Source organism: Streptomyces lincolnensis, from assembly GCF_021173675.1.
GTDB lineage: Bacteria > Actinomycetota > Actinomycetes > Streptomycetales > Streptomycetaceae > Streptomyces > Streptomyces lincolnensis_B.
Genome location: NZ_JAIHON010000010.1, coordinates 103,949 through 129,390, shown reverse-complemented (window position 1 = coordinate 129,390; position 25,442 = coordinate 103,949). Strand labels below are relative to the sequence as shown.

Genomic DNA, 25,442 nt, shown 5'->3' with positions numbered 1-25,442 from the left:
ACCCACTCGTCCACACCATGCGGCCCATCCTCGCCTGCCGCACCGGCCTCGCCGAACCGCGCCGAGGAACGAAACGGCCGAATCCAGCGGTCGTGACCTCAGCAGTTGCCAACATTAGCAATTCCTGAGGTCACGTGAGGGGGGCGAGCTGCTCCCTGACGGTGGCAGGACGCCCGCCGTCTCCAGGTGGTCCCGGGCGGCCCGGATCGCCTCCGGCGTGGTGGCGTACTCCCGGTCGTGGGGGCGCAGCAGCGCCAACGCGCCCACCGAGTCCAGAACTTGGCGCTGGCCGGGGCGGATTCCGGAGGCGAGGACGAGGATGCCGCGCCGCCGGAGTTTCCCCACGGCGTCCTTCAGGACCAGGGCGCCGGTGGCGTCCATGGTCGAAACCCTGGACATGCGCAGGATCACGACCCGGACGTCGGCGACGTCGGTCAGTTCCAGCAGGAAGCGGTGGGCGGCGGCGAAGAACAGCGGGCCGTCGATGCGGTACGCCACGATGTGCTCGGCCAGCAGCGCGTGCTCCTCGGCGCTGTGGTCGCCGCGGTCCAGCGGGACCTGGTCGAAGCGGGCCTGCTTGGCGACGGTGCGCAGGGCCAGGGCGCCCGCGACGGCCAGGCCGATGACGACGGCGTACACGAGATCCAGGGCGAGGGTCGCGACGGCGGTCAGGACCAGGATCAGCCCGTCCGAACGGGTGGCCCTGGCCATCGCCCGCAGGGAGCCGACCTCGACCATGCGGATCGCCGTGGCCAGCAGGACGCCGGCGAGTGCGGCCAGGGGAATCCTCGAGACCAGCGGAGCCGCCGCGAAGACGATCACGCCGAGGATCGCGGCATGGGCCAGAGCGGCGAGCCGGGAGCTCGCGCCGGTCCGGACGTTGACCGCGGTGCGGGCGATCGCGCCGGTCGCGGGGACGCCGCCGAAGAGCGGGGCGGCGATGTTGGCCAGGCCTTGGCCGAACAGCTCGCGGTCGGGGTCGTGCTTCTGGCCCACGGTCATGCCGTCCGCGACCGAGGCCGACAACAGGGACTCCAGGGCGGCCAGGGCGGCGACCGCGACGGCCGGGGCGAGCAAGGTTCCCAGGGAGCCGAGGTCGAGGAAGGCCAGCGAGGGCGCGGGCAGCCCGGCGGGCAGGTCACCGATCGGCCGGGCCGCGTCCAGGCCGGCGCTCCGCGCGACGATCGTCGCGGCGATCACGGCCAGGATGGAGAACGGCACGGTCGGCCGCCACCGCGCGCCGACCAGCATGACGGCCGCCACCGCTGCGGCGAAGCCGAGGGCGGTCCAGTTCGGGGACCGTGCGAACTCCGCCACGGCCCGCCAGGTCACGACGAGCACCCGGTCGCCCTCCGGCTTGGGCACACCGAGCGCGTTGGGGATCTGCTGGAGGCCGATCACGCAGGCGATGCCGAGGGTGAAGCCCTCGACGACCGGAGCGGGGATGTACTGCATGTAACGGCCGGCCTTCAGCACGGCCAGCGCGACAAGCATCACGCCCGCCATCAGCCCCACCGTGAGCACGCCCGTCGGCCCGTACTCGCCCACGATGGGGACGAGGACCACCGTCATGGCGCCGGTCGGCCCCGACACCTGCAGATTCGAGCCGCCGAAGACCGCGGCCAGCGCACCCGCGACCACCGCGGTCGCCAGGCCCGCCTCCGCGCCCAGCCCGGAGGAGACCCCGAATCCGAGCGCGAGCGGCAGCGCCACGACGGCCACGGTCACACCGGCCAGCAGGTCCCGGCGCGGGTCGCGCCGCAACTCCGCCAGATCGGCGCCGGTGGGCAGCAGCGAGGAGATCCGGGACCGGACCCGGCTGATCCGTGAGGTCATCGCGCGATGACCTCGACTTCGGCCTGATGGAGCGGAACGGACACGACCCTCGGCTTCCCCTGCGCGCTGATGCGAACGACTGGGCCCGCGGCTACTTGCGAGCACAACAAACACAGCATCTAACCAATTGCGAAATTATGCAATTGCGCATCTCATCTCGGGCGGCGGAGCCTGGCCCGTCCGTGGCGGAACGCCGGGGTAGGGCCCAGTGGGCCCCGCGCAACGGGACCAGTGGGCCCGGCGCGGGACTTGTGGCCGCTGATCGCCCACCTCGCCGCGCAGCAGGATCGATCACAGACCGACACCCGCTGCGGACGGCGTACGGAGGCCCAGTCATGTCCGGAAGCACAAGGAGAAGCACGGCCCGCGGCAGTAAGAAGCCTGCCGCGAAAGCGGCGCTCGGCCTTCCCGCCGCGTCGGCGCTGGTGATCGGCAGCATCATCGGCACGGGGGTCTTCGCCCTGCCGTCGGCCCTGGCGCCGTACGGGCCGATCTCACTCGTCGCCTTCGTCGCCGTGACGCTCGGCGCGCTCGCGCTGGCCATGACCTTCGGTGCGTTCAACGCAAGCGGTCAGTCGGCGCTGGGCGCGGTATCGGCCGCCGCCGCCATCGCCCTGTTCAGCTATCTCGGCCTGGAGGCCGCCTCGGTGGTGGCCGGACGGGTCCGCGAGCAGGGGCGCAACGTACCGCGCGCGACCGTGTACGGCACCGTCGTCTGCGCAAGCAGGGCATCGAGATCGTCACCATCGCCGGTGCCGAACTGGGACGCGGTCGGGGCGGACCACGGTGCATGAGCTGCCCCGTCGAACGCGACGCGGTCGCCTGACCGAGCAGGGGGACCACCCTGACCATCGACCTGCTCCTGCCGGCCCCGCACGCCATTGAGGCCGTCCTCGCCGACACCCCTGGAGGTTGAAAAGCCATGCGCCTCGTCGTCGCCCTCGGCGGAAACGCCCTGCTGCGCCGGAACGAACGCCCCGACGCGGCCGTTCAGCAGGCCAACATCGACCGGGTGGCCACCGCTCTCGCCACGCTCGCCCACGACCACGAACTCGTCATCACCCACGGCAACGGCCCCCAGATCGGCCTGCTCGCGGTCGAGAGCGCCGCCGACCCGGCCCTCAGCGCCCCCTATCCGCTGGATCTGCTCGGCGCCCAGACCCAGGGCATGATCGGCTCGCTGCTCGCCCGGGCCCTGCGGGCCGCCCTGCCCGGTCGGCATGTCGCCGCCCTCGTCACCCACACCCTGGTCCGGGCGGACGATCCCGCCTTCGCCCGGCCCACGAAGTTCGTCGGCCAGGTCTACCCCCGGTCGCAGGCTCGCTCCCTCGCCCGCGACCGCGACTGGCACATCGCCCAGGACGGCACGGGCTGGCGCCGCGTCGTCCCGTCGCCCCTGCCCGAGCGCGTCGTGGAGACGGACACCGTCCACGAGCTGCTCAACTCCGGCACGCTGGTGATCTGCGCCGGCGGCGGAGGCATCCCCGCCACCGCCGACCGCGACACCGGCGCGCTGAGCGGAGCGGAGGCCGTCGTGGACAAGGACCTCACCGCGGCCCTGCTCGCCGAGGACCTCAAGGCCGACTTCCTGCTCATCCTCACCGACGTCCCCTGCGTCTACTCCGCCTTCGGCACCCCGGACCAGCAGCCCGTACTCGACGCCACGCCCGCCGAACTGCGCCGCGGCACCTTTCCCGACGATTCGATGAGGCCCAAGACCGAGGCGGCGGCCCGGTTCGTGGAGCGTACGGGCGGCCTGGCCGCGATCGGCGCGCTCGACGCGGCGTACGAGATCGTGCACGGCAGGTCCGGCACGCTGGTCCGCCCGGACCTCACGGGCGGGTGAGTGCGGACCACGACGACCTGTCCCTCGGCAGGCCCCTCAGCAGGTCCGCGAAAACTGGGCAGGAGACAAGGGCCGTATGGCCCAAGCGGAGTCCGACGACCCCTTACATGCTGAAAATACGGGGCCAGAGCAGAAGATCTTCTCCTGCGGACCCGACGAGGAGTGAGGGATCATGACCGACCCGACATCGTCGTACGGCGCCGGCCAACCTCCACAGGGGGACCTCGGACGCCGCATCCAGAGGCGGCGCACGGAACTGGGGATCACCCTGGAGGAACTCGCGTTCCGCACGGGCATGGCCCCGAGCTGTCTCGCCCGCCTGGAGGAGCACAGCACGGCTGTGCCGGAGGCGGACACCCTGCTCCGGTTGGCCGGAGCCCTGCGGACCACCACGACGGAACTCGGCGGCGGCAACGTCGGCCTGCCGGCCGGTGTGGGGCGTGCCGCCCGGACTCCCCACCTGACCGAACTGAGCGAGCAGGAGTGCCGCCGACTGCTCTCCACCCACGGCGTGGGCCGCGTGGCGATACCGACCGGCGCCGCACCCCTCGTCGTTCCCGTCAACTACTCCGTCGTCGACGACGCGCTGGTGTTCCGGACCCGGCAGGACTCTGTGCCGACACGGGGACTCGACCGGGAGGTGTCCTTCGAGGTAGACCGCGTGGACGACGCGTTGAGCCAGGGGTGGAGCGTCCTGGTGCGCGGGCGGGCCGCGGCGGTGACCGACCGCGACGCCGTACGCCGTCTCGTCGAGCGCGCCTACAGCGAGCCGTGGGCCGGGAGCGGGCGGGACCTTTGGATCCGCGTCGAACTCACCGCCGTCACAGGCCGCCGTATCGACACCTGGTGACCTCGCGCCGGGCAGCACGGAGCCCCTCGCGGAGGGCAGGACGGCTCAGCTCGTCACGCCGGGGGCGTGCCGTCACGACGCGGCGCACGTCACCGGTCGTCGCGCCACGCCCGGTAGGCGGCCACCGCGGTCGGCAGGGTCGGAAAGACGAGATCCGCGCCGACGGAGTCCACCAGGCCGTACGCCTTCAGGTCGTCCCGGAGGTCCTGCTTGACGCGGGCCAGTGCGAACACGATCTGGCGACGGGCCAGTTCGCGGCGGAGTTCGTCGACCGCGTCCAGGGCCGTGATGTCGACTTCCACGTTGGCCTCGGTGTTGAGGACGAACCAGCGGACGGGCTCGGTCTGTTCGTCCACGGCGGCCAGCGCCCGGCGGCGGAAGTTGTCGGCGTTGGCGAAGAACAGCGGGGAGTCGTAGCGGTAGACGAGCAGACCGGGGATGGTGCGGGCCTGCGGGTAGTCGTCCACGTCGTGCATGCCGGCCACCCCCGGCACGATCCCCTCCACGGCGTCGTGCGGGCGGGCCACCCGCGTGAGCAACTCGGCCACCGACAGGCCGACGGCCACCAGCACGCCGTACAGGATGTCCAGGGCCAGTACGCCGCCCAGGCAGCCAAGTGCCAGCAACAGCTCCCGCCGGCGGAACGACGCGAGGCGCCGGAAGCCCGCCACATCCACCATGCGGACGGCGGCGTAGACCACCAGCGCGCCCAGCACGGCCGCCGGTGTGCGGGTCAGCAGCGGGCTGAGGAGGAGCAGTACGGCGAGCACGGCCGCGCCGGCCACGAGCGAGTACGCCTGGCTGCGTGCGCCCGCCGACGACGCGAGCGCGGTGCGGCTGGCGCTGCTGCTCACGGGGAAGCCGTGCAGCAGGCCCGACCCCAGGTTGGCGGCGCCCAGGCCCAGCAGTTCCTGGTTGGCGTCGAGTTCCTGTCCCTCGGTACGGTCGGCGAAGGCCCGTGCGGTGAGGATGACGTCCGTGTAGCCGACCAGGAGGACGCCGAGCGCGGGCAGCACCAGGTGCGGCAGTCCGCCCAGGTCCGGCAGCGCGAATCTGGGCAGCCCGGACGGCACTTCGCCGATCACCTTGATGCCGTACCGGTCGTCGAGGTCGAGGACGGCAACGGCCGCCGTGCCGAGCACCACCAGCAGCAGTGGGGCGGGAACGGCACGGAAGAAGTAGGGCAGGGCGAAGACGAAGCCCACCGCGGCGACGGCGAAGAGCACGGTGGCCGGGTGCGCCTGCGGCAGGTGGCGTACGAAGGACCACAGCTGGGGGAAGAAGGCGCTCCCGGTTGTCCGTACCCCGGTGAGTTTGGGCAGTTGGTCCACGATCATGATGCAGGCCACGCCTGCCAGATAGCCCACCAGGACCGGCCGGGACAGCAGGTCGGCGACGAAGCCGAGCCGCGCCGCCCAGGCCACGACACACAGCAGGCCGACGGTGATCGCCAGGGCGGACGCCAACACCGCGTACCGGCCCGGGTCGCCCGCGGCGAGCGGGCCGACCACGGTGGCCGTCATCAGCGCGGTCGTGGACTCCGGGCCGACCGACAGCAGCCGGGAGGAGCCCAGCACCGCGTACAGGACAAGCGCGGGCAGGATGGCCCAGAGGCCGACGACCGGCGGGAGGCCTGCCACCACCGCGTACGCCATCACCTGCGGCACCAGGTACGCGGCCACCGTCGCGCCGGCGAGCAGATCGCCCCGCAGCCACGAGCGTTCGTAGCCGGCCAGAGTGGCGATCCCGGGCGTCAGACGGCGCCACCCCAGGGCGTGCCCGCCCCGCTGCTGGGCCATGGGACTCCTTCCACCGCGCATCCTCGGCGTCCGCCTTCGCGGAGGTCGGGATCATCGTGCCCGATGTCCCACCGCCCGACGTGCGTCTGCGCGGATGGCGCCCCCGGCGGTCAGTGGCGGTGCATGGTGTCCAAGGCCTCTTTCAGCACGTGCGGGTCGTGGTGCCCCTTGTAGACCTCGGGCGGCCGCCGTTCGAGGCCGAGCAGTTCGGCGACCGCCGTCCACGCGGTGCGGACCGAGTACTCGACGGTGAAGACCACGTCGTCCGGCACCTCGGCGAACTGTCCGACGAACGCCAGGTTCACCGATCCCCGGGGCACGACCCGCGGCCGGTCCCCGTACCGGCGGACCAGGAACTGGCTGGTGATGTACGGCATCAGGCACGGCACGACGGTCGAGCCCGCCAGGACGCGCCGCGCGAGATGCTCGTCGAACCGCAGGTGGTGCAGCACCTCTTCGAGGATCTCGCGCCCGGAGCACTCGGTCATCGGCCTGCCGGTGAGGTTGCCCGGCCGGTCGGGGAAGAGGCCGTAGCCCCACCACACCGACACCCCCTCGGGCTGGTCGCGGTAGACGGGCTGGCGGTTGACCACGATGGTGAGCAGCCAGTTGGAGGCGGTGAAGGTCATCAGCCCGCCCCGCCCCGTCTCGCGCCCGCTGAGCTTCTCCATCGCGTCGACGAACGCCGGATCGTGGGCGGTGACGGTGAACGACTCCCACCGCGACTCCGGGATGTTCTTGTCGAACGCGGCGGGGTTGCCGAATTCCTTCCGGCCCCGTGACAGGCGGTGCCACAGCAGCCAGGCGCCGGAGCGGTGCACGCCGCGAGGATCGGGCGCCTCGGTGTGGGAGCCGCGGCAGGAGGCGTCCGTCATCGAGCCGTTGGTGACCAGGACGAGGTCCTCGGGAGAGATCCGGATCTCGTCGTCGTGGCCGTTTCGGCGCAGCAGGACCCGCTCGACGGTCAGGCGGTGCCCCGGGGCGTGCGCGAGGTCCCGTACCTCGCAGCCGGTGTGGAGGGTCACGCCCCGCTCGGCCAGCCAGGACCGCAGCGGGCGGACGATGGAGTCGTACTGGTTGTAGCGGGTGCGGTGGATCCCCGACATGGTGGCGAACCCGGGGAACAGGTGGATGAACCGCTTGAGGTAACGGCGGAACTCGATCGCGCTGTGCCAGGGCTGGAAGGCGAAAGTGGTGCACCACATGTACCAGAAGTTCGTGGTGAAGAAGTGGTCCGTGAAGCAGTCGGTGATCCGCCTGCCGTCCAGCCGTCCCTCGGGCGTGGCCAGGCAGCGCATCACATCCAGCCGGTCACGCTCGGAGAACCCCATCGAGGTCACGTCGACGATCTCGCCGTTCTCGTCCACGAGCCGTGAGATGTCGTCCCAGGCGAAGGCCTCGTGGCCGTCGAGGATCTCCTGAGTGACCGACACCGACGGGTCGTCCAGGGAGGGGATCTCGGACAACAGGTCATAGGTGCAGCGGTACTCGGCCTCGAACATCCGGCCGCCGCGCATGGTGTAGCCGGTCTCCGGGGTACCGCCGGCGTCCAGGCTGCCGCCGATCCGCTCCTGCTCCTCGAAGAGGTGGATGTCCGTCCCGTCGAAGCCGCCGTCGCGGATCAGGAACGCCGCCGCCGACAGCGCCGCCATGCCACTGCCCACCAGATATGCCTTCGCCATCTCAACAGCTCCTCGGTGCTTGCGTGTTCGACCTGCGGTGTCCTTCACAGCGCCCGCAGGCCGTGTTCCCGGAACTGCTCACGCACCCGGTCGGTCAGCTCGGGGGCGGGCACGGGGGTGTCGTGCAGGGGGAAGGGGATGCCGAGGGCGTCGTACTTGTGGGCGCCGAGCTTGTGGAAGGGCAGGACGTCCACGCGGTCGACGTTGCCCAGTTCGGCCAGGAACGCGCCGAGCCCGTCGACGGCCCGTGGGTCGTCGGTCCAGCCGGGCACGAGGACGTAGCGGATCCACACCGGGACACCGAGCCGGTCCAGTCGGGTGGCGAAGTTGAGGGTCGGGGAGAGTTCGCCACCGGTCAGCTTCCGGTAGGTCCGCACGTCGAAGGACTTGATGTCCAGCAGGACCAGGTCGGTGTCGGCGAGCAGGTCGTCGCTCGCGCGGGCGCCGAGGAAGCCGGAGGTGTCGAGCGCGGTGTGCAGGCCGAGCTCCTTGCAGCGGCGCAGGACCGCGGCCGTGAACGCCGGCTGCAACAGGGCCTCGCCACCGGTCAGCGTCACTCCCCCGCCCGCCGTGGTGACGACGTCCCGGTAGCGCTCGATGCGGGCCGCGACCTCGTCGACGGTCGTCTCCTCGCCGTCGCGCATGTGCCAGGTGTCGGGGTTGGCGCAGTACAGGCAGCGCAGCGGGCAGCCGCTGAGGAAGAGGACGAACCGGGTGCCGGGGCCGTCCACTCCCGTGGACAGGTCCCAGGAATGGACCCGGCCCGTCAGGGACTCGGTCGCGGTGTTCACAGCGATCCGTGGAAGGTGCGGCTGATCACGTCGAGCTGCTGCTCGCGGGTCAGGCGGACGAAGTTGACGGCGTATCCGGAGACCCGGATCGTCAGTTCCGGATACTTCTGCGGGTGCTCCATGGCGTCTTCGAGCGTCGCCCGGCTCAGCACGTTGACGTTCATGTGGAAACCGCCCGCGCCCATGTGGGCGTCGAGAATGCCGGCCAGGTTCGCGGCGCGTTCGGCCGGGTCGTGCCCGAGTCCCTCGGGTGTGACGGTCGAGGTGAGGGAGATGCCGTCGCGGGCCTGTTCGTACGGCAGCTTCGCCACCGACAGCGCGGAGGCGACCATGCCGTGCCGGTCCCGGCCGTTCATCGGGTTGGCACCGGGCGCGAAGGGAGCACCGGCGCGCCGGCCGTCGGGAGTGTTGCCCGTGTGCTTGCCGTAGACGACGTTGGAGGTGATGGTCAGCACCGACTGGGTGTGCTCCGCGTCGCGGTAGGTGGGGTGCTCGCGCACCTTCGCCATGAACGACTCCACCAGGTCCACGGCGATGCCGTCGGCGCGGTCGTCGTCGTTGCCGTACGCCGGGAACTCGCCCTCGGTGCGGAAGTCGACGGCGAGTCCGGTGGCGTCCCGGAAGACCTTCACGCGCGCGTGTTTCACGGCGGACAGGCTGTCCGCGGCGACCGACAGGCCGGCGATGCCGCAGGCCATGAAGCGGTGCACGGGGTGGTCGTGCAGGGCCATCTCGATGCGCTCGTAGGCGTACTTGTCGTGCATGTAATGGATGACGTTGAGCGCGTCGACGTAGGTCCCGGCCAGCCAGTCCAGCATCCTGTCGTAGGCCGCCGTCAGCTCGTCGTAGTCCAGGTACTCGCCCGTCAGCGGGGGCGTCTGGGGCCCGACCTGCTCGCCGGTCATCTCGTCCCGGCCGCCGTTGACCGCGTACAGCAGCGCCTTGGCCAGGTTGACGCGCGCTCCGAAGAACTGCATCTGCCTGCCCACCGCCATCGCGGAGACGCAGCAGGCGATCGCGGTGTCGTCGCCGGTGCGCGGACGCATCAGGTCGTCGGACTCGTACTGGATGGCGCTGGTGTCGATGGACACCTGGGCGCAGAACTCCTTGAAGCCGGACGGCAGTCGGGGCGACCACAGGACGGTGAGGTTGGGCTCGGGTGCCGGACCCAGGTTGTACAGGGTCTGCAGGAAGCGGAAGGAGGTGCGGGTGACCAGCGGGCGTCCGTCGGTGCCGATGCCTCCGATGGACTCGGTCACCCAGGTCGGGTCGCCGGAGAACAGCTCGTCGTACTCGGGGGTGCGCAGGAACCGTACGATCCGCAGCTTGATCACGAAGTCGTCGATCAGCTCCTGGGCGCGGGTCTCGTCGATGCGCCCCTCGTCCAGGTCCCGCTGGAGGTAGACGTCCAGGAAGGTGGAGGTGCGGCCCAGCGACATCGCGGCGCCGTTCTGCTCCTTCACCGCCGCCAGGAAGCCGAGGTAGAGCCACTGCACGGCCTCGTGCGCGGTGGCGGCGGGCCGGGTGACGTCGCAGCCGTACGAGGCGGCCATCCGGGCGAGTTCGCCGAGGGCGCGGATCTGTTCGGCCAGTTCCTCACGGTCGCGGATGACGTCCGCGGTCGAGGGCCGCGCGTCCAGGAGTGCCTGTTCGGCCCGCTTGGCCTCGATCAGGCGGTCGGTGCCGTACAGGGCGACGCGCCGGTAGTCGCCGATGATCCGGCCGCGGCCGTAGGAGTCGGGCAGGCCGGTGATGATGCCGGCCTTGCGGGCGGCGCGCATCGCGGGGGTGTAGGCGTCGAAGACACCGTCGTTGTGGGTCTTGCGGTAGGTGCCGAAGACACGGGTGACGAAGGGGTCGGGCTGGTATCCGTACGCCCTGAGCCCGTTCTCGACCATGCGCAGTCCGCCGTTCGGCATGATCGCCCGCTTGAGCGGGGCGTCGGTCTGCAGGCCGACGATCAGCTCGCGGTCGCGGTCGATGTAGCCGGGGGCGTGGGAGGTGATCGTCGAGGGGGTGGCGGTGTCGACGTCGAGAATGCCGTGGAGCCGCTCCTCGGGGAACAGGGCGCTCACCTTGCGCCAGACGGCGCGTGTGCGCTCGGTCGGGCCGGCCAGGAACTCGGGGCCGCCCTCGTACGGCGTGTAGGTGGCCTGGATGAAGTCGCGCACGTCCACGGTGTCGCGCCAGTGCGCTCCGCCGAATCCGCGCCATGCCCGCAAGGGCGCGTCCACGCCGACCTCGGTCACCTGTGCGTGGGGTGCCATCGTCATCACTGCCTCCGCAACTCTCATCACGCCGCCCGCAGCGGCTTCACCTACGATGCTCGTCGCCCGCAGCCGCCGGGAGGAGGGCCACCGGGATCACCTCGCCGCGCCATCCGGCCCCTGCTCGGCAGGGCCGATCGGACCTGTCTCGGCGCACGGCCGTTGTCCGGACGCCGACGCGGGACCCCGCCTCAAGGCCTCGCCTCAGGCCGGCTCTCCGGACCTGCGCAGCACCGCCCTGGTGCCGCGGAGGAGCAGTTCGACCAGCAGCACCGTGCTCGCCGTGCCCAGGCACAGGGCCCACTGGGCCAGGTCGAGCGACTGCGTGCCGAACACCGCCTGTGCCCAGGGCAGTTGGACGGCGCCGAGCTGGACGAGCAGGACTCCGGCCAGGCACAGCCACAGGGTGCGGTTGCGCAGCTGGTGGCGGCCGAGCAGGGGACCGTCGTCGGCGCGGGCGACGAGCGAGTTGAACAGCTGGAACAGCACGAACGTGGTGAACGCCATGGTCAGCGCGGTGTCGGCGTCGGTCCACTCCCGGGCGAGGGCGAGCAGGCCCACGGTGCCCAGGGCCATCACCGCGCCCGCCCTGCCGATGCCGAGCAGGCGGCGGGCGTCGAGGATCCGCTCGCCGGCGTCGCGCGGCCGGCGGCGCATCACGTCGTCGTCGGCGGGGTCGACCGCCAGCGCCATCGCGGGCGGCCCGTCCATGATGATGTTGATCCACAGCAGCTGGGCCGCCGTCAGCGGCGCGGGCAGTCCGGCCAGCGATGCGCCCAGCAGGGTCAGGATGGCGCCGATGTTGGTGGCCAGCTGGAAGCGGACGAACTTGACGATGTTCGCGTAGATGGCACGTCCTTCCCGGACGGCCCGCACGATGGTGGAGAAGTCGTCGTCGGTCAGGACCATGTCGGCGGCTTCCTTGGCCACGTCCGTGCCCGTGACCCCCATGGCGACCCCGATGTGCGCCGCCCGCAGCGCGGCGGCGTCGTTGACGCCGTCGCCGGTCATGGCGACGATGTGGCCCCGGTCGGACAGCGCCCGCACGAGGGCCACCTTGTGCTCGGGCGCGACGCGGGCGAACACGCCGATGCCGTCGATGCGTTCGCGCAGTTCCTCCGGCGCCATCCGGTCCAGTTCCGCGCCGGTCACCACCTCACCGGTGATGTCCAGCTCGCGCGCGATCGCGGCGGCGGTGTCCGCGTGGTCCCCGGTGATCATCTTGACGGCGACCCCGGCGGTGCGGCACAGCGCGATCGCCTCACGGGCCTGGGGACGCGGCGGGTCGGCGATGCCGGCGATGGACACGAGGGTCAGTCCGGACAGTCCGGCCGGGTCGGGCGGGCCGTCCAGCACGGTGGTGGCGGCGCCCAGGACCCGCAGTCCCGCCCCGCCCAGGCGCCGGGTCACATCGAGGACCTCGGCTCGACGCCGGTCGTCCAGAGCGCTCGCTCCGTCCTCGGTCGCCACCTCGGAGCACAGCCCCACCAGCACGTCCACGGCACCCTTGACGTGGACGCGGGTACGGCCGTCGGGTTCGGCGTGGAAGGTGGCCATGTACTTGGTGGCCGCGTCGAAGGGCACTTCCCCGAGGCGGGGCAGTTCGGCCCGCAGTCCGTCCGCGTCCAGGCCGGCCTTCGCGGCGAGGACGACCAGCGCCGCCTCGGTCGGGTCGCCGACGAAACCGTCGTCCGTCAGGTGTGCGTCGTTGCAGAGGGCGAACGGCAGCAGGGCGGACACGAGTGTGTCCTCGGCGCCGCGGACGGTGCCCTTCGTGCCGTAGCCCTCGCCGGTGACCTCGTGGAGAGTACCGGCGGTCCACAGGGCCCGTACGGTCATCTCGTTGAGGGTCAGGGTGCCGGTCTTGTCGCTGCACACGACCGTGGCCGAGCCGAGCGACTCCGCCGAGGCGAGCCGTTTGACGATGGCCCCGCGCCGGGCCATGCGGTACACCCCGAGCGCCAGGGTCAGTGCCAGGACGGCCGGCAGGCCCTCGGGGATCGCTGCCACGGCCAGCGCCACGGCGCGCAGCGCGATGTCCGCGAGCCCTTCGCCACGGAAGAGGGCCACGAGCGCGTACGCGGCGACCGCGACGCCGCTGAGCAGGGCGAGCCGTCGGCCCAGGCTGTCCAGCTGGACCTGGAGCGGGCTGGCCGGTTCGGCACCGGTGCGCAAGGCCTCGGCGATCGAGCCGAGTTCGGTGCGCATCCCGGTGGCCGTGACGATCATCTCGGCGCGGCCGCGGGTCAGCGCGGTGTTCATGAACAGCATGCAGGTGCGCTCGGCCAGCGGCACCTCGCCCGTCGCGTCGGTGCTCTTGGCCACCGGCTGCGACTCGCCGGTCAGGGCCGCCTCGGCGACCTCCACCGACTCCGCGACGGCCAGCCGCCCGTCGGCCGGAACCCGGTCACCCGCCTCCAGCACGACCACGTCCCCCGGCACGAGGGTGTCCGCCTGCACGATCTGCTCCACGCCGTCGCGGCGGACCCGTGCGGTCGGCACCAGCATCCGGCGCAGCGCCTCCAGGCTGCGCTCGGCCCGCCGCTCCTGGAGGTAGCCGAGGACCGCGTTGATCTGGAGGACGACGGTGATCACCAGAGCGTCCTTGACGTCACCGATCGCCCCGGCCACCACGGCCGCCGCGATCAGGATGCCGATCAGCCAGTTGCGGAACTGGTCCAGGAACTTCAGCCACTCCGGTCGCCTGGCCGGTTCGGCCAGCCGGTTCGGGCCGTGGGCGACGGCCCGTTCGGCGGCCTCCCGCCCGCTCAGCCCCACGCCCGGATCGACACCGAGGCCGGATGCCAGGTGCTCGGGGGTCAGCCGGTGGGGGTCTCGGGATACCGCCCGTGCGGCGGCCCCGTCCCTTCCGGTCGTTGTCAGCGCGTCCACGATCCCGCCCCTTCTGCCGGGATCACGGCGACGGGGCAGTGCGCGTGGTCCACGAGGGTCCGGGCCGCCGCGCCCGGCAGGGCGTCCGCGATCCGATGGCGGGCCTCGATCACCACGAGCTGGGCCCCGGAACTCGCCGCGACGAGAGCCCGCCCGGTCCGGGCCCGTACGCGCCGGCCGTGCACCAGGACGTCGGGGTACCGCTCGCGCAGTGCGGTCCAGGACCGTGCGGTCGTGGTGCGCGGGTGCAGCACGACCAGGTCGGTGCCGCGTCGCGCGGCCTCGGCGAAGGCGAACCCGGCGGCGGCCGGTGACGTGTCGTCGGCCAGCACCACGGGACCGGTCGGCGCGGGCCTGCCCCGCACCACGAGCACCGGGCAGCGGCCTCGGGCGGCCAGCTGTCCGGCGACGGATCCGCGCAGCCGGGCGGCGAGGCCGGTCACCCGGTGACCGCCCACCACGGTGAGCACGGCCGTCCGCGCCTCAGACTCCAGCACGGTCACCGGCTCACCGATCAGTACCTCCCGTGTCACGTCCACCCCCGGGGCGGTCCGCCGGGCCCGTCGCTCAGCCTCGGCCAGCGGCCCGGTCACCCGCACGCGCGCCGCGCCGCCGTCCGGGTCCCACGGCGGCACGCCGGGCGGGAGCTGTGCCGAGGACCAGGTGAGGGCGTGCGCCAGCCGCAGGCCCGTCCCCAGCCGTTCGGCCGCCCGCGCCGCGGCCTCCACCACGGCCGGGCTCGACGCCGAGCCGTCGATTCCCACCACCACCGGACCACTCATGGCAGCCCTCCCCCTTCACGTCTCCAGCCGCCTCGGGACGTCTCCGTCCCCACGGCGGCACATGTCGGCCGGGACCGGGTACGGCCCGTGGACCGGGCGGCCCAACCCTCTTCGCACCGCCCCAGCCTCCGCCCGCCGGCTCTGCGCCGCAGTGGGCCATACGGGCCCAAGAGCGCACCGTCCGGCCCTCCCCCGGTGGCCGCGGGCCGACCAGCCTGGAGGTGGGACGCAAGCGCGCGGCGCCCGTCCGTCGCGCCGATACCGGAGGTGCGCCATGACCGGACCTGTCGTCGTCGGACTCGACGGCTCCCCCGCGAGCGTGACGGCCGCGTGGTGGGCGGCCCGCGAGGCCATGGGCCGCCGCCTGCCCCTCGTGCTCCTGCACTCCTGGACCACCCAGCCGCTCAACGTGCCCATCGCGCAGGAAGCCCTCAGCAAGCAGCGCTACGGCGGACAGGTGCTGCAGCGCATGGAGAGCGAACTGCTGCACCGTTACGAGGACCTGGCGCTGACCACGGAGCTGGTCTCGGACCCGGCCTCGAAGGTCCTGGTGGACCTCAGTGACACCGCCTCCCTGCTGGTCCTCGGCTCCCGCGGCCAGGGCTCCGTGGCGAGCTTCCTGCTCGGTTCCATCAGCCTGCACGTCCTGGGCCTGACCCGGTGCCCCGCGGTGACGGTGCGGGCCGGTGATCCCGCCGTGGAAACCGGCTGGGGACGCCCGACGGAGGGCGACCGGCACGAGATCGTCGTGGGTGTGCCCGAGGCCGGACCGGCCACCGACCCGCTGCTGGAGTTCGCCTTCACCACCGCCGAGTCGCGGGGAGCGCGGGTGCGCGCGGTCCGGGCACTGCCGCTGTCGTCCCTGGTGACCCATCCGCACACCGCGCAGGCCGACGGGGGCTACGAGGTGGACGAGCAGGCACGTCTCGCGGCGGCCCTGGCACCGTGGCGGGAGAAGTTCCCCGCTGTCGACGTCGTGTACCACGTGGCCAGGGGGCCGGCGGCCCAGGTGCTGCTGAGGGCCTCCGCGCCCAGTGCCCTGACCGTACTGGGCCGCAAGCGGCATCCGTCCCCGCTGGCCTGGAAGCTCGGCCCGGTCGCGCACGCCGCTCTGCACCACGTGCCGTGCCCCGTCGCGATCGTCCCGCACGACTGAGCCGCGGGCCCCGGTGAGGACCGACATGGACCGCCTGTCCGCGGGAAAGCGACGCGCGGCGCTGTTCTGGCCGCCGAGCCCGGAAACGGGCCTGCTCGTCGTCACGGCGGCCGCGCTCGCCGCAGGCGGCGTCTGCCGGCTCGTCGGCGCCCCCGCACCGGCCGAGCTGCTCTGGGGGCTCGGCACGGCCGCCGCCGTCGTCCCGGCCGTCGGCTGGGTACTGGCCGCCCTGCGCCGCGGCCATGCGGGCGTGGACCTGATCGCCGTCCTGGCGCTCGCCGGCACGCTGGCCGTGCGCGAGTACCTGGCGGGAGTGCTCATCGCGCTGATGCTCGCCACCGGCCGCACCCTGGAGACCGCGGCGCGGCGACGCGCCTTCCACGATCTGCGGGCCCTGCTGGAACGCGCGCCGCACACCGCCCGGCTACTCACCGCGGACGGGGCGCGCACCGTGCCGTCGGCCGAGGTCGCGGTCGGTGACCTGCTGGTCGTCGGACCCGGTGAAGTGGTGCCCGTGGACGGCCGGGTGGCCGGGACGGTGGCCGTGCTGGACGAGTCCGCGCTGACCGGCGAGTCCCTTGAGGTGCGGCGTGTGCAGGGCGAGTCGGTGCGCAGCGGTGGGGTCAACGCGGGCGGTGCCTTCGAACTGCGCGCCACCGCGAGCGAGCGGGACAGCACGTACGCCGGGATGGTGCGGCTGGCCCGGGAGGCCGGCGCCGAGTCGGCTCCCGTGGTGCGGCTGGCCGACCGCTACGCGGCCTGGTTCCTGCCGCTGTCGCTGCTGGCCGCGGGGACGGCCTGGCTGATCAGCGGCTCCGCGGTGCGGGCGGTGGCGGTCCTGGTGGTCGCCACACCCTGCCCCCTGCTGCTGGCGGCGCCGGTCGCCGTCGTCTCCGGTCTGTCGCGGGCCGCCCGGCTCGGCGTGGTGATCCGTGACGGGGGCGCGCTGGAAAACCTCGGCCGGGCGCGGACCCTGCTGCTGGACAAGACCGGAACGCTCACCGTCGGTCGCCCGCGCGTCCTGGACGTCGCCGCCGCGCCCGGCTGGCAGCCCGTCCAGGTGCTGCGGCTGGCGGCCTCCCTCGACCAGTACTCCCCGCACGTCCTGGCACAGTCCCTGGTGGAGGCCGCCCGTCGGCGCGGACTGCGCCTGTCCACGCCCACCGACATGCACGAGGAGCCGGGCCACGGCGCCGCCGGCACGATCGCCGGGCGCCGGATGGCCGTCGGCCGCCTCGCCGACGGTATCGACCAGCCGGCCTGGGCGCGCTCGGCGGACAACCGGGCGCTGCTCGACGGAGCGTCCGTCGCCTGGCTCACCCTGGACGGTGCGCCCGTCGGCGCCGTCCTCCTGCGCGATCCGCCGCGTGCCGATGCCCCGCGCACCCTGCGCCGGCTGCGCGCGGCGGGGATCGACCGGCTCGTGATGCTCACCGGTGACCGCCGTGAACCCGCGCGCGAGGTCGCGGCCGTTCTCGGCCTGGACGACGTGTGTGCCGGTCTCACTCCGGCCGACAAGGTCGCCGCGGTGCGCGCCGAGCGCGAGCGCGCGGTCACCGTGATGGTCGGCGACGGTGTCAACGACGCGCCCGCCCTCGCGGCCGCGGACATCGGCGTGGCGATGGGCGCCCGGGGTGCCACGGCGTCCTCCGAGGCCGCCGACGTCGTCCTGACGACCGACCGCGTGGACCGCCTGGCCGACGCCGTCACCATCGCCGTACGGGCGCGCCGCATCGCCGTGCAGAGCGCGCTGGGCGGCATGGCGCTGTCGCTGGCCGCGATGGCGGCGGCCGCGTTCGGTCTGCTCCCGCCGGCCGCCGGTGCCCTGCTGCAGGAGGGGATCGACGTCGCGGTGATCCTGAACGCGCTGCGCGTGCTGCGCGACCCCCGGGACGGCCGGCCCGCGCTGTCGCCGGCCGCGGAAGCCCTCATCCACCGGTTCGCGGCGGAGCACGACGACCTGCGGGACGTCCTGGACGCCGTCCGCGATGCCGCCGACAGCCTCTCGGACGCCGCCGGACCGGAGTCCCTGGCGCCGGTGGCCGAGGTGCACCGGCTGCTCACCGAGCGGCTCCTGCCGCACGAGTACGCCGAGGAGCACCAGCTGTATCCCGCGCTCGCCCCGACGCTCGGCGGCCCGGAGTCGACCGCCACGATGAGTCGCGCCCACGCCGAGATCGAACGGCTCGCCGGGCGCATCGCCGTTCACCTCGCGCCGGCCGGACCCGACGGCCGCCCGGCCCCGGAACAACTCGACGACCTGCGTGCCTGCCTCTACGGCCTGCACACCGTGCTGCGCCTGCACTTCACGCAAGAAGAAGAGAACTACTTCTCCCTCGCGCCCTGAGGTGACCTCATGAACGATCCACCACGAAAGCCACCCGTCCTCGACTGCGCCCACCTCGTCCGGCACTTCGGCGACCGCGCCGCCGTGGACGACGTGAGCCTGAGCATCGCGCCCGGCGAGACCTACGGCCTGCTCGGGCCGAACGGCGCGGGCAAGACGACCACCATCCGCATGGTCTGCGGGCTGCTGCGCCCCGACGCCGGGACCGTGCACGTGGCCGGGGCACCCATGGGCGTCTCGGCCGGACCGGCCAAGCGGCTCATCGGCTTCGTCCCGCAGGACGTCGCCCTCTACCCCGATCTCAGCGTCCGCGAGAACCTCCGGTTCTTCGGACGCCTGTACCGGCTGCCGCGGCGACGGCTGGAGCGCCGCGTGGACGAGGTGCTGGACCTCGTCGACCTGACCGCCCGCGCGGGCGACCGGGTCGACTCGCTGTCGGGCGGCATGCGCCGGCGCCTCAACATCGGCGCGGGGCTGGTGCACTCGCCGACCCTGCTGGTGCTGGACGAGCCGACGGTGGGTGTGGATCCGCAGAGCCGGCACGCGATCCTGGAGAGCGTCACCCGGTTCGGCGAGGAGGGCATGGCCGTCCTCTACACCACCCACTACATGGAGGAGGCCGAGCGCGTGTGCGACCGGGTCGGCATCATCGACCGCGGCCGTCTCGTCGCCGAGGGCAGTCCGCGCGAGCTGGTGGCGCTGGTGGCCGAGCGCGACCGGGTCCGGCTGGCCGCCGTCGGCGACCTGGCGGCGTACGCCGAAGCCTGCCGACTCCTGCCCCGCGTCGAGGGCGCGGGCCGGACCGGCGACCACGGCGAGGTGGTCGAGCTGGTCGTCAAGGACGCCCGCAGCCTGCTGCCGGACCTGCTGGATCTCGCCCATGAGCAGGACGTCGACATCCGCAGCGTGGAGATCGACGAACCCGATCTGGAGGCGGTCTTCCTCCACCTGACCGGCACCGCGCTGAGGGAGTGAGCCGTCGTGCGTGTCGTACTCGCCATCGCGGCCAAGGATCTGCGCCAGCGTCTGCGCGACCGGTCGGCCTGGGTGATCGTGTTCCTGGCGCCGGTCCTCATCTCCGCGCTGATGGCCCTGGCGTTCAACAACAACGAGGACTTCCGCGCGAACGTCGGCGTCGTGGACCTGGACCGGGGCCCGGCCGCCACCGGGCTCGGCCAGGTACTGCGCAGCCCGGAACTGCGGGGCACGGTCCACGTGCGCTCCTACGACGCCGAGAGTGCCGCCCGGCGGGCGGTGGACGCGGGTGACGTGCACGTCGCCGTCGTCGTGCCCGCCGGGTTCACCGAGGCGCTGCACGGCGGCGGCGCGGCTCCCGTGAAGGTCCTCGACAGCGTCGACTACGGCCTTCAGGCCCAACTCGCCCGAGCGGTCACCGAGTCCTACGTCGCCCAGGTCAACGCCGACCGGCTGTCGGTCGCCACGGCCGTGGCCGCCGGCGCGGAGCGGGCCGACGTTCCCCGGCTCGCGGCCGAGGCGGCCCTGTTGCGCCTGCCGGAACAGGTCAGGGCCCAGGGGCTGCCCGACGACCCGCTGAAGGTGATCAGCTACTTCGGGCCGAGCATGGGCATGTTCTTCGTGCTGTTCACGGTCGGTTTCGGAGCCCGCGGCTACTTCATCGAACAGCGGCAGGGCACCCTCGACCGGATCGCCGCGGCGCCCGTCGGACGGGGTGCGCTGCTGCTGGGCAAGTCGGTGTCGACGTTCGTCTACAGCCTGGCCGGCCTCGTCACCGTGACGCTCGTGTCGTGGCTCGCCTTCGACGCCCGCTGGGCCGACCCGGTCGGTGTGGCGGCCCTCAGTGTGGCGATGGCCGTGTGCGTGGTGTGCCTGACCGCGCTGGTCATCGCGCTGGTGCGGACCGAGCAGCAGGCGCAGGGGCTCGCGCAGATCCTGGTCTTCGCGCTCGTCCTGCTCGGCGGCAACTTCGTCTTCGCCTCCGGCACGACGCCCCTGATCCGCCGGCTCGCGCTGTTCACACCCAACGGGTGGGCCCTGCGCGGCTTCACCGACCTCGGTACCGGGGTGCGCGGCTGGGACGCGGTCGGGGCCCCGCTGCTGGGCATCGCCGCGTTCTCGGCGGCGGTGGCCGTGGTGACCGTACTGCTCCTTCGGCTGAGGAGGACGACATGACCGCGTTCGCCGTGACCCGGGCCTCCCTCACGCGGGTGCTGCGGGACCGTACGGCGCTGTTCTTCATGGTGCTGCTCCCGGTCGCCATCATCGTCGTCATCGGAGTCACCGTCAGCGGCTTCGACCGGTTCCGGGTGGGGCTGGTCCCAGGTGCCCGAACGGGCCCGGTGGCACAGGAGCTGGCGTCGGAGCTGAGGGCCGCGCCCGGACTGCGGACCACCACCTTCACCACCGCCGAGGACGCGCACACCGCGCTGCGCCGCGCGGAGCTCGACGCGGTGGTGGTGCTGCCGTCCGGCCTCGACGCCGACCTGCGGGCGGGACGCCCCGTCACCGTACGGGTGCTGGTGGAGCCCTCCGGCAGCGCCGGACACGGGGCGGTGTCCTCGGTGTCGGCGGTGGTGGCCGAGCACGCGGCACGGGTACAGGCCGCCGGCTTCGCCGGTGCGCAGGTCGGCGGTGACTTCGACGACAATCTCGCGCTGGCCCGCGGTGCCGAACGGACGGCGTCCCCGATCGCCGTACGTACCGAGACCGTCAACGGTCAGAGCGACTTCCTGCCTCTGGGCTACAGCTACAGCACGCCGACCATGCTGGTGCTGTTCGTGTTCATCAACGCCCTGGCGGGCGGTGCGGCCATCGTGGAGACACGGCGGACCGGGGTGTACGCGCGGGCACTCGCGGCGCCTGTCGCCGCCCGCACGCTCGTGGTGGGCGAGGCGGTCGCCCATCTCCTGCTGGCTCTGGCGCAGTCGCTGCTGATCGTGGGCATCGGGGCGCTGGCCTTCGACGTCGCCTGGGGGGATCCGACGGCCGCCGCCGTCCTGGTGGGCGTGTGGGCGCTGGTCGGGACCGGGGCCGGGATACTGGCCGGGGCGGTGTTCCGGACGCCGGAGCAGGTCCACGCCGTGGGGCCGGCGGTCGGGATCGGGCTCGGCATGCTCGGCGGGTGCATGTGGCCGCTGGCTCTCGTGCCCGACTGGCTGCGCTCCGCCGGACACGCCGTACCGCACGCCTGGGCCGTGGACGCGTGGACGACCCTGCTGTCGCGGGAGGGCGATCTCACGGCGATCGTGCCGGAGCTGGGCATCCTGGCGGGCTTCGCCGCGGTGCTCCTGGCCGGCGCCTCGCTGGCCCTGCGGCACCGGCTGACCACCCACCCCGGCGCATGACCCGCCGACCGGTCCGCACGCCTCAGAGCAGGTCGAGCACCTCGCGCACGGGGCGGCGGGGCGACGCGGTGCCGGGAGGGCCGTAGCCGAGGCGCAGCACCATGTGCACGAATCCCATGCCGGACCCGGGATCCCGGGCCAGTTCGCGCAGGTCGCGCTGTTCCAGGGCGTGTGAACTGAGCGCCGTGGCCAGCCCGTTCAGGGTGGCCAGCAGCAGGACCCGCTCCAGCGCCTGCCCGGCCCGCAGCCAGTCGGCGGGGCGGTCGTGACCGGTACCCAGGAGCGCCAGGTTGGGGGTGGTCTCGAAGGCGGCCGCCGGCCGGCCGGGGAGGTGTCGTCGGCCGGCGAAGTCCCGGACGGGCGCCCGGCCCGAGCGCAGGCGCGGGCCGAAGGCGTGCTCCGGGACCCCGTCGACGGCGTCGTCGGAGGCCTCCGCCCCCATGCGGGTCCACTGCCGCAGGTCCTCCGAGCGCGCGGGGTCCAGCGCGTCGCGTCCCTCGGCGTCACGGACTTGGTCGAGCAGGGCCTCCATATGCCATGCGCCGGGGAAGAGGAGCTGGGCGCCCTCCCGGGCGGCGGCGTCCCTCAGAGCTTCCTGGACGTCGGCCGGAACCGGCCGGTCCTCGAAGGGGTGGCGGCTGGTGTGGCGCCGATCGAGCGCCGGACGCAGCCGGGCCAGATCGCGGTCTGGCGGGCCGGTGTCGGCCAGCCGCACCGTGGCCAGCAGGTACGGGTCGGAAGGGTCGGGCAGCAGCAGTGCGGGGGCGTGCAGACCGCTGTGCGCCGCGGCGACGCGCAGGTTGAACAGGGCCGCTCCGCAGCCGAGATGGAGGGCACGGTGGTCGGGGTCGGTGCGCGGCAGGCTGCGGTCCAGGTCGGCACGGAGTTCGAGGACGCGGCCGTCCGAGTGCCAGCGGAAGTGCCACGGCTGCGTGTTGTGGAGCGAGGGAGCGGCCGTCGCGGCGGTCACCAGTGCCGTGACGGTCCTGACGTCGAGCGGTTGCGCCTTCATGCGGCGCACCTCCCCTCGGGGAGCGGGGCGGGCGCGGTCAGTGTTTGGTGAGGCGGGGACCGTCGGACCGCAGGACGGTCAGGCGGCGCCGGTACTCCTCCTCGTCGATCTCGCCGCGGGCGAAGCGCTCGGCGAGCAGTTCCTCCGACGGAGGCACGGCGTCGGAGGGCGGCGGCTGCGGTACGCGGGTCAGGGCGCGGTACAGCAGGACGCCGAGGGTGATGAGCAGGGCCCAGAACAGAACCGTGCCGGTGGCGTACCCGATCCAGTCCCAGCCGGTCATGTCGTGGCGGTTCCCGTACACGGCGGTCACTCCCTCTCGCCCGTGGTCGGCAGGGCTGTCCTACGGCCAGCCTCCCGCCGTTGCCCACACGCCGGAATGGGCCGGCAGGTCCGTCCCCAGGGCCGTCCGGCCCAAGGGTGCGGCCATCACGCGTCCCATGAGCGAGCCTGATCGGTGCCGCTTTTCCGCGCCGGGCGTTCCTCAGTCGGCGAGCACCAGCCGCCCGGTCTCCCCCGGCTGCAGGCAGACCGCGCGGTCGGGCAGTTGCACGTCGATGGGCGAGCGGTCGGACGACGGTACGGCGATCTCCAGCTGTTGGCGTTCCAGACGCAGTCGTACGCCCCAGTGCCCCTGGTAGCGAAGGGCGAAGCCGTAGGACGACAGCTCCGGCAGCGGGACCGGGTCGAGCCAGAGCGCGCCCTCGCGGGTCTCCAGGCCCGTCAGGCCGCGCTGGACGAGATCGAGGGTGCCGGCCATGGCGCCGAGGTGGATGCCCTCGCCGGTGGTGCCGCCCTGTACGTCGGCGATGTCGCCCTGGAGTGCCTCCTGGCAGAACTTCCACGCCTCGGCGCGCCGGGCCCGGGCCAGCACCCAGCCGTGGACCAGGCCGCTGAGGGTGGAGCCGTGGCTGGTGCGGGCCAGGTAGTGGTCGACGGTGCGGTGCCAGGTGTCCTCGTCCAGGCGCAGCCCGAGCCGCCGGAAGAGACCCTGGAGTTCGCCCGGCGAGAAGAGATAGCCGAGCATCAGGACGTCGGCCTGCTTGGAGGCCTGGTAGCGGTTGACGGTGTCGCCCTCCGCCTCCAGGATCCGGTCCAGGCGCCGGATGTCCCCGTACCGCTTCCGGTAGCCGTCCCAGTCGAGTTCGGCGAGATCGCCGTACCCCTGGAACTGGCTGATGACACCGGCGTGGAAGGGCACGTGCAGGGTGCGTGAGACGTCCTCCCACTGCTCCAGTTCTCCCCCGTCCAGGCCGGTGCGCTCGACGAGTTCGCGGCGGCGCGGTTCGGGGAGGTTCTCCAGCAGTTCCAGGGTGCGGGCGAGCACCCAGGCGGCCGTGACGTTGGTGTAGGTGTTGTCGTCGAGGCCGGGACGTTCCGCGTCGGGGTAGGCCTCGTGGTACTCGTCGGGGCCGACCACGCCCTTGATGCGATGACGCCCGAGGCCGGTGTCGTAGACGGCGGAGTCGGCCCAGAAGCGCGCGATCTGCAACAGCATCTCGGCGCCCTTGGTGTGCAGGAACTCCGTGTCACCGCTGGCCTGGCAGTACTGCCACACGTTGTAGGCGATGGCCGAGCCGACGTGGTGCTGGAGCCGGGAGTGGTCCGGCAGCCAGCGCCCCGAGCGGGGGTTGAGGTGCAGTTGCTGGGTCTCCTCGCGCCCGTCGCTGCCGCTCTGCCAGGGGTACATCGCGCCCCGGCGGCCCGCTTCCCGGGCGGCGGTGCGGGCCTGTTCCAGGCGGCGGTGGCGGTAGCGCAGCAGGGCGCGGGAGACCTCGGGGAAGTGCAGGTTGAGGTAGGGCAGGACGAACAGCTCGTCCCAGAAGACATGGCCGCGGTACGCCTCGCCGTGCAGTCCGCGCGCCGGGACCCCGACGTCGAGGTCGGCGGTGTGGGGGGACAGGGTCTGCAGAACGTGGAAGAGGTGCAGGCGCAGGATGCGGCCCGGTTCCCCGGGCACGTCGAGGTCGGCGCGGCGCCACAGCTGGTCCCAGGCCGTCAGGTGCGATTCGAGCAGGTCGTCGAAGCCCGGTGCCCGCCCGACCCGGTCGACGGCCGCGTACAGCGGATCGCTGATGGCCGGGTCGCGCGAGGTGTGCAGGGCGATCGTCTTGTCGACGGTCACGGTGCGGCCCCGCGGCAGGTCCAGGCGGACGTGCTGGACGGCACGCGGTTCCTCGTGCCGGTCCGTGACGGCCGCTGGGGCGGTGAGCCGGGCCGCCATGCCGATCCTGATGTCCGAGGTACGGGTGCGACAGCGCAGCCACACCGTGTCCGGGGCGGCGGTGCCGGTGTGCACATGGGTCAGGTGCCGGCCGTCGAGGTCGCGGTAGCGGGCCACGCCGCCGTTGGTGACGCCGCCGTCGAGCGCCGACTCCACCTCCAGCACCCCGGTGAAGCCCTCCGCGGTGAACTCGGTGCGCAGGGCGGCCAGATGGGGATCCCCCATGTGCACCAGGCGCTGCTGCCGCACTGTCAGCTCCCGTCCCTCCCCCAGGCCGTAGCGTGTCCTGCGTTCCAGCAGCCCCGAGGCCAGGTGCAGGTCCATGCGGTGGTCGAGCACCGGGGTGCTGTCGGGCGTCAGCCACTGCCCGCCGGGCAGGCGGAAGCGCAGGGGCAGCCAGTTGGGCACGTTGACCATGTCCTCGTTCTCGACCTGCCGGCCGGACACGTCGGAGGTGAGGCGGTTGTAGCAGCCGGCGACGTAGGTCCCCGGGTAGTGGATCTCGTCCGCCGCGCACTCCGGGAGCGCCCCCCGGGTGGCGAAACGTCCGTTGCCCAGCGTGCACAGGGACTCCCGCAGACGCTCGTCGGCGGGTGCATAGCCCTCGTACTCCCAGGTCCAGTCCGTCACGTCGG

Annotated in this window: 17 protein-coding genes and 1 pseudogene; 8 read left to right on the top strand and 10 right to left on the bottom strand. The window is 72.9% G+C overall.

The features are described from left to right. Positions 1-114: 114 nt before the first annotated feature. The gene (locus tag K4B79_RS29560; protein ID WP_232030091.1) at positions 115-1,836 is read right to left on the bottom strand and encodes a SulP family inorganic anion transporter; all 1,722 of its coding nucleotides are present in this window, start codon (positions 1,834-1,836) and stop codon (positions 115-117) included. A gap of 712 nt (positions 1,837-2,548) precedes the next feature. Between K4B79_RS29560 and K4B79_RS29550 the strand changes: the two are divergent. The 3 genes and pseudogenes from K4B79_RS29550 to K4B79_RS29540 all read left to right on the top strand — a co-directional run. Further along, positions 2,549-2,662: pseudogene (locus K4B79_RS29550) on the top strand (arginine deiminase family protein); the annotation flags it as partial. 96 nt (positions 2,663-2,758) lie between these two features. Further along, positions 2,759-3,682, top strand: a complete 924-nt coding sequence (locus tag K4B79_RS29545; protein WP_232030089.1) for a carbamate kinase — start codon at positions 2,759-2,761, stop codon at positions 3,680-3,682. 172 nt (positions 3,683-3,854) lie between these two features. After that, entirely contained in the window at positions 3,855-4,532 is a 678-nt protein-coding gene (locus K4B79_RS29540; RefSeq protein ID WP_232030087.1) for a helix-turn-helix domain-containing protein, read from the top strand. A gap of 89 nt (positions 4,533-4,621) precedes the next feature. On the opposite strand, the gene K4B79_RS29535 is transcribed toward K4B79_RS29540, so the two are convergent. From K4B79_RS29535 to K4B79_RS29510, 6 genes are all read right to left on the bottom strand, one after another. Beyond that, the gene (locus K4B79_RS29535; protein WP_232030085.1) at positions 4,622-6,331 is read right to left on the bottom strand and encodes a SulP family inorganic anion transporter; all 1,710 of its coding nucleotides are present in this window, start codon (positions 6,329-6,331) and stop codon (positions 4,622-4,624) included. Positions 6,332-6,441: 110 nt separating this feature from the next. Continuing rightward, a complete protein-coding gene (locus K4B79_RS29530) occupies positions 6,442-8,061 on the bottom strand; it encodes an oleate hydratase (protein WP_308280529.1) in 1,620 nt (539 codons plus the stop codon). Beyond that, on the bottom strand, positions 8,058-8,804 hold the full coding sequence (pflA, locus tag K4B79_RS29525) for a pyruvate formate-lyase-activating protein (protein ID WP_232030081.1): 747 nt from the start codon (positions 8,802-8,804) through the stop codon (positions 8,058-8,060). Before pflA ends, K4B79_RS29530 begins: the two co-directional genes overlap by 4 nt. Next, on the bottom strand, positions 8,801-11,077 hold the full coding sequence (gene pflB, locus K4B79_RS29520; RefSeq protein ID WP_232030080.1) for a formate C-acetyltransferase: 2,277 nt from the start codon (positions 11,075-11,077) through the stop codon (positions 8,801-8,803). Before pflB ends, pflA begins: the two co-directional genes overlap by 4 nt. 198 nt (positions 11,078-11,275) lie before the next feature. Then, positions 11,276-13,963, bottom strand: coding sequence for a cation-translocating P-type ATPase (locus K4B79_RS29515; protein ID WP_232030078.1), 2,688 nt, complete (start codon positions 13,961-13,963; stop codon positions 11,276-11,278). Further along, entirely contained in the window at positions 13,951-14,745 is a 795-nt protein-coding gene (locus K4B79_RS29510; protein ID WP_232030076.1) for a universal stress protein, read from the bottom strand. Before K4B79_RS29510 ends, K4B79_RS29515 begins: the two co-directional genes overlap by 13 nt. Positions 14,746-15,019: 274 nt before the next feature. Here K4B79_RS29510 and K4B79_RS29505 point away from each other — a divergent pair, with 274 nt between their 5' ends. The 5 genes from K4B79_RS29505 to K4B79_RS29485 are packed head-to-tail and all read left to right on the top strand — an operon-like array spanning position 15,020 to position 21,571. Beyond that, a complete protein-coding gene (locus K4B79_RS29505; RefSeq protein WP_232030075.1) occupies positions 15,020-15,901 on the top strand; it encodes a universal stress protein in 882 nt (293 codons plus the stop codon). Between the two features lie 25 nt (positions 15,902-15,926). After that, complete coding sequence (locus tag K4B79_RS29500; RefSeq protein ID WP_232030073.1) at positions 15,927-18,248, top strand: heavy metal translocating P-type ATPase; 2,322 nt, start codon at positions 15,927-15,929, stop codon at positions 18,246-18,248. Positions 18,249-18,257: 9 nt separating this feature from the next. Next, on the top strand, positions 18,258-19,223 hold the full coding sequence (locus tag K4B79_RS29495; protein WP_232030071.1) for an ABC transporter ATP-binding protein: 966 nt from the start codon (positions 18,258-18,260) through the stop codon (positions 19,221-19,223). A gap of 6 nt (positions 19,224-19,229) precedes the next feature. Next, positions 19,230-20,399 carry an ABC transporter permease gene (locus tag K4B79_RS29490; protein ID WP_232030069.1) on the top strand — a complete coding sequence of 390 codons (1,170 nt, stop codon included), beginning with the start codon at positions 19,230-19,232 and terminating at the stop codon, positions 20,397-20,399. Further along, positions 20,396-21,571, top strand: a complete 1,176-nt coding sequence (locus tag K4B79_RS29485) for an ABC transporter permease (protein ID WP_232030068.1) — start codon at positions 20,396-20,398, stop codon at positions 21,569-21,571. The genes K4B79_RS29490 and K4B79_RS29485 overlap by 4 nt, the downstream gene beginning before the upstream one ends. A gap of 22 nt (positions 21,572-21,593) precedes the next feature. Here K4B79_RS29485 and K4B79_RS29480 read toward each other — a convergent pair whose 3' ends face one another. From K4B79_RS29480 to K4B79_RS29470, 3 genes are all read right to left on the bottom strand, one after another. Beyond that, positions 21,594-22,583 carry an Acg family FMN-binding oxidoreductase gene (locus K4B79_RS29480; protein ID WP_232030067.1) on the bottom strand — a complete coding sequence of 330 codons (990 nt, stop codon included), beginning with the start codon at positions 22,581-22,583 and terminating at the stop codon, positions 21,594-21,596. A 37-nt stretch (positions 22,584-22,620) separates the two neighbouring features. Then, entirely contained in the window at positions 22,621-22,887 is a 267-nt protein-coding gene (locus K4B79_RS29475) for an SHOCT domain-containing protein (RefSeq protein ID WP_374208523.1), read from the bottom strand. A 180-nt stretch (positions 22,888-23,067) separates the two neighbouring features. Beyond that, positions 23,068-25,437, bottom strand: coding sequence for a glycoside hydrolase family 65 protein (locus K4B79_RS29470; protein ID WP_232030065.1), 2,370 nt, complete (start codon positions 25,435-25,437; stop codon positions 23,068-23,070). Positions 25,438-25,442 lie beyond the last annotated feature (5 nt).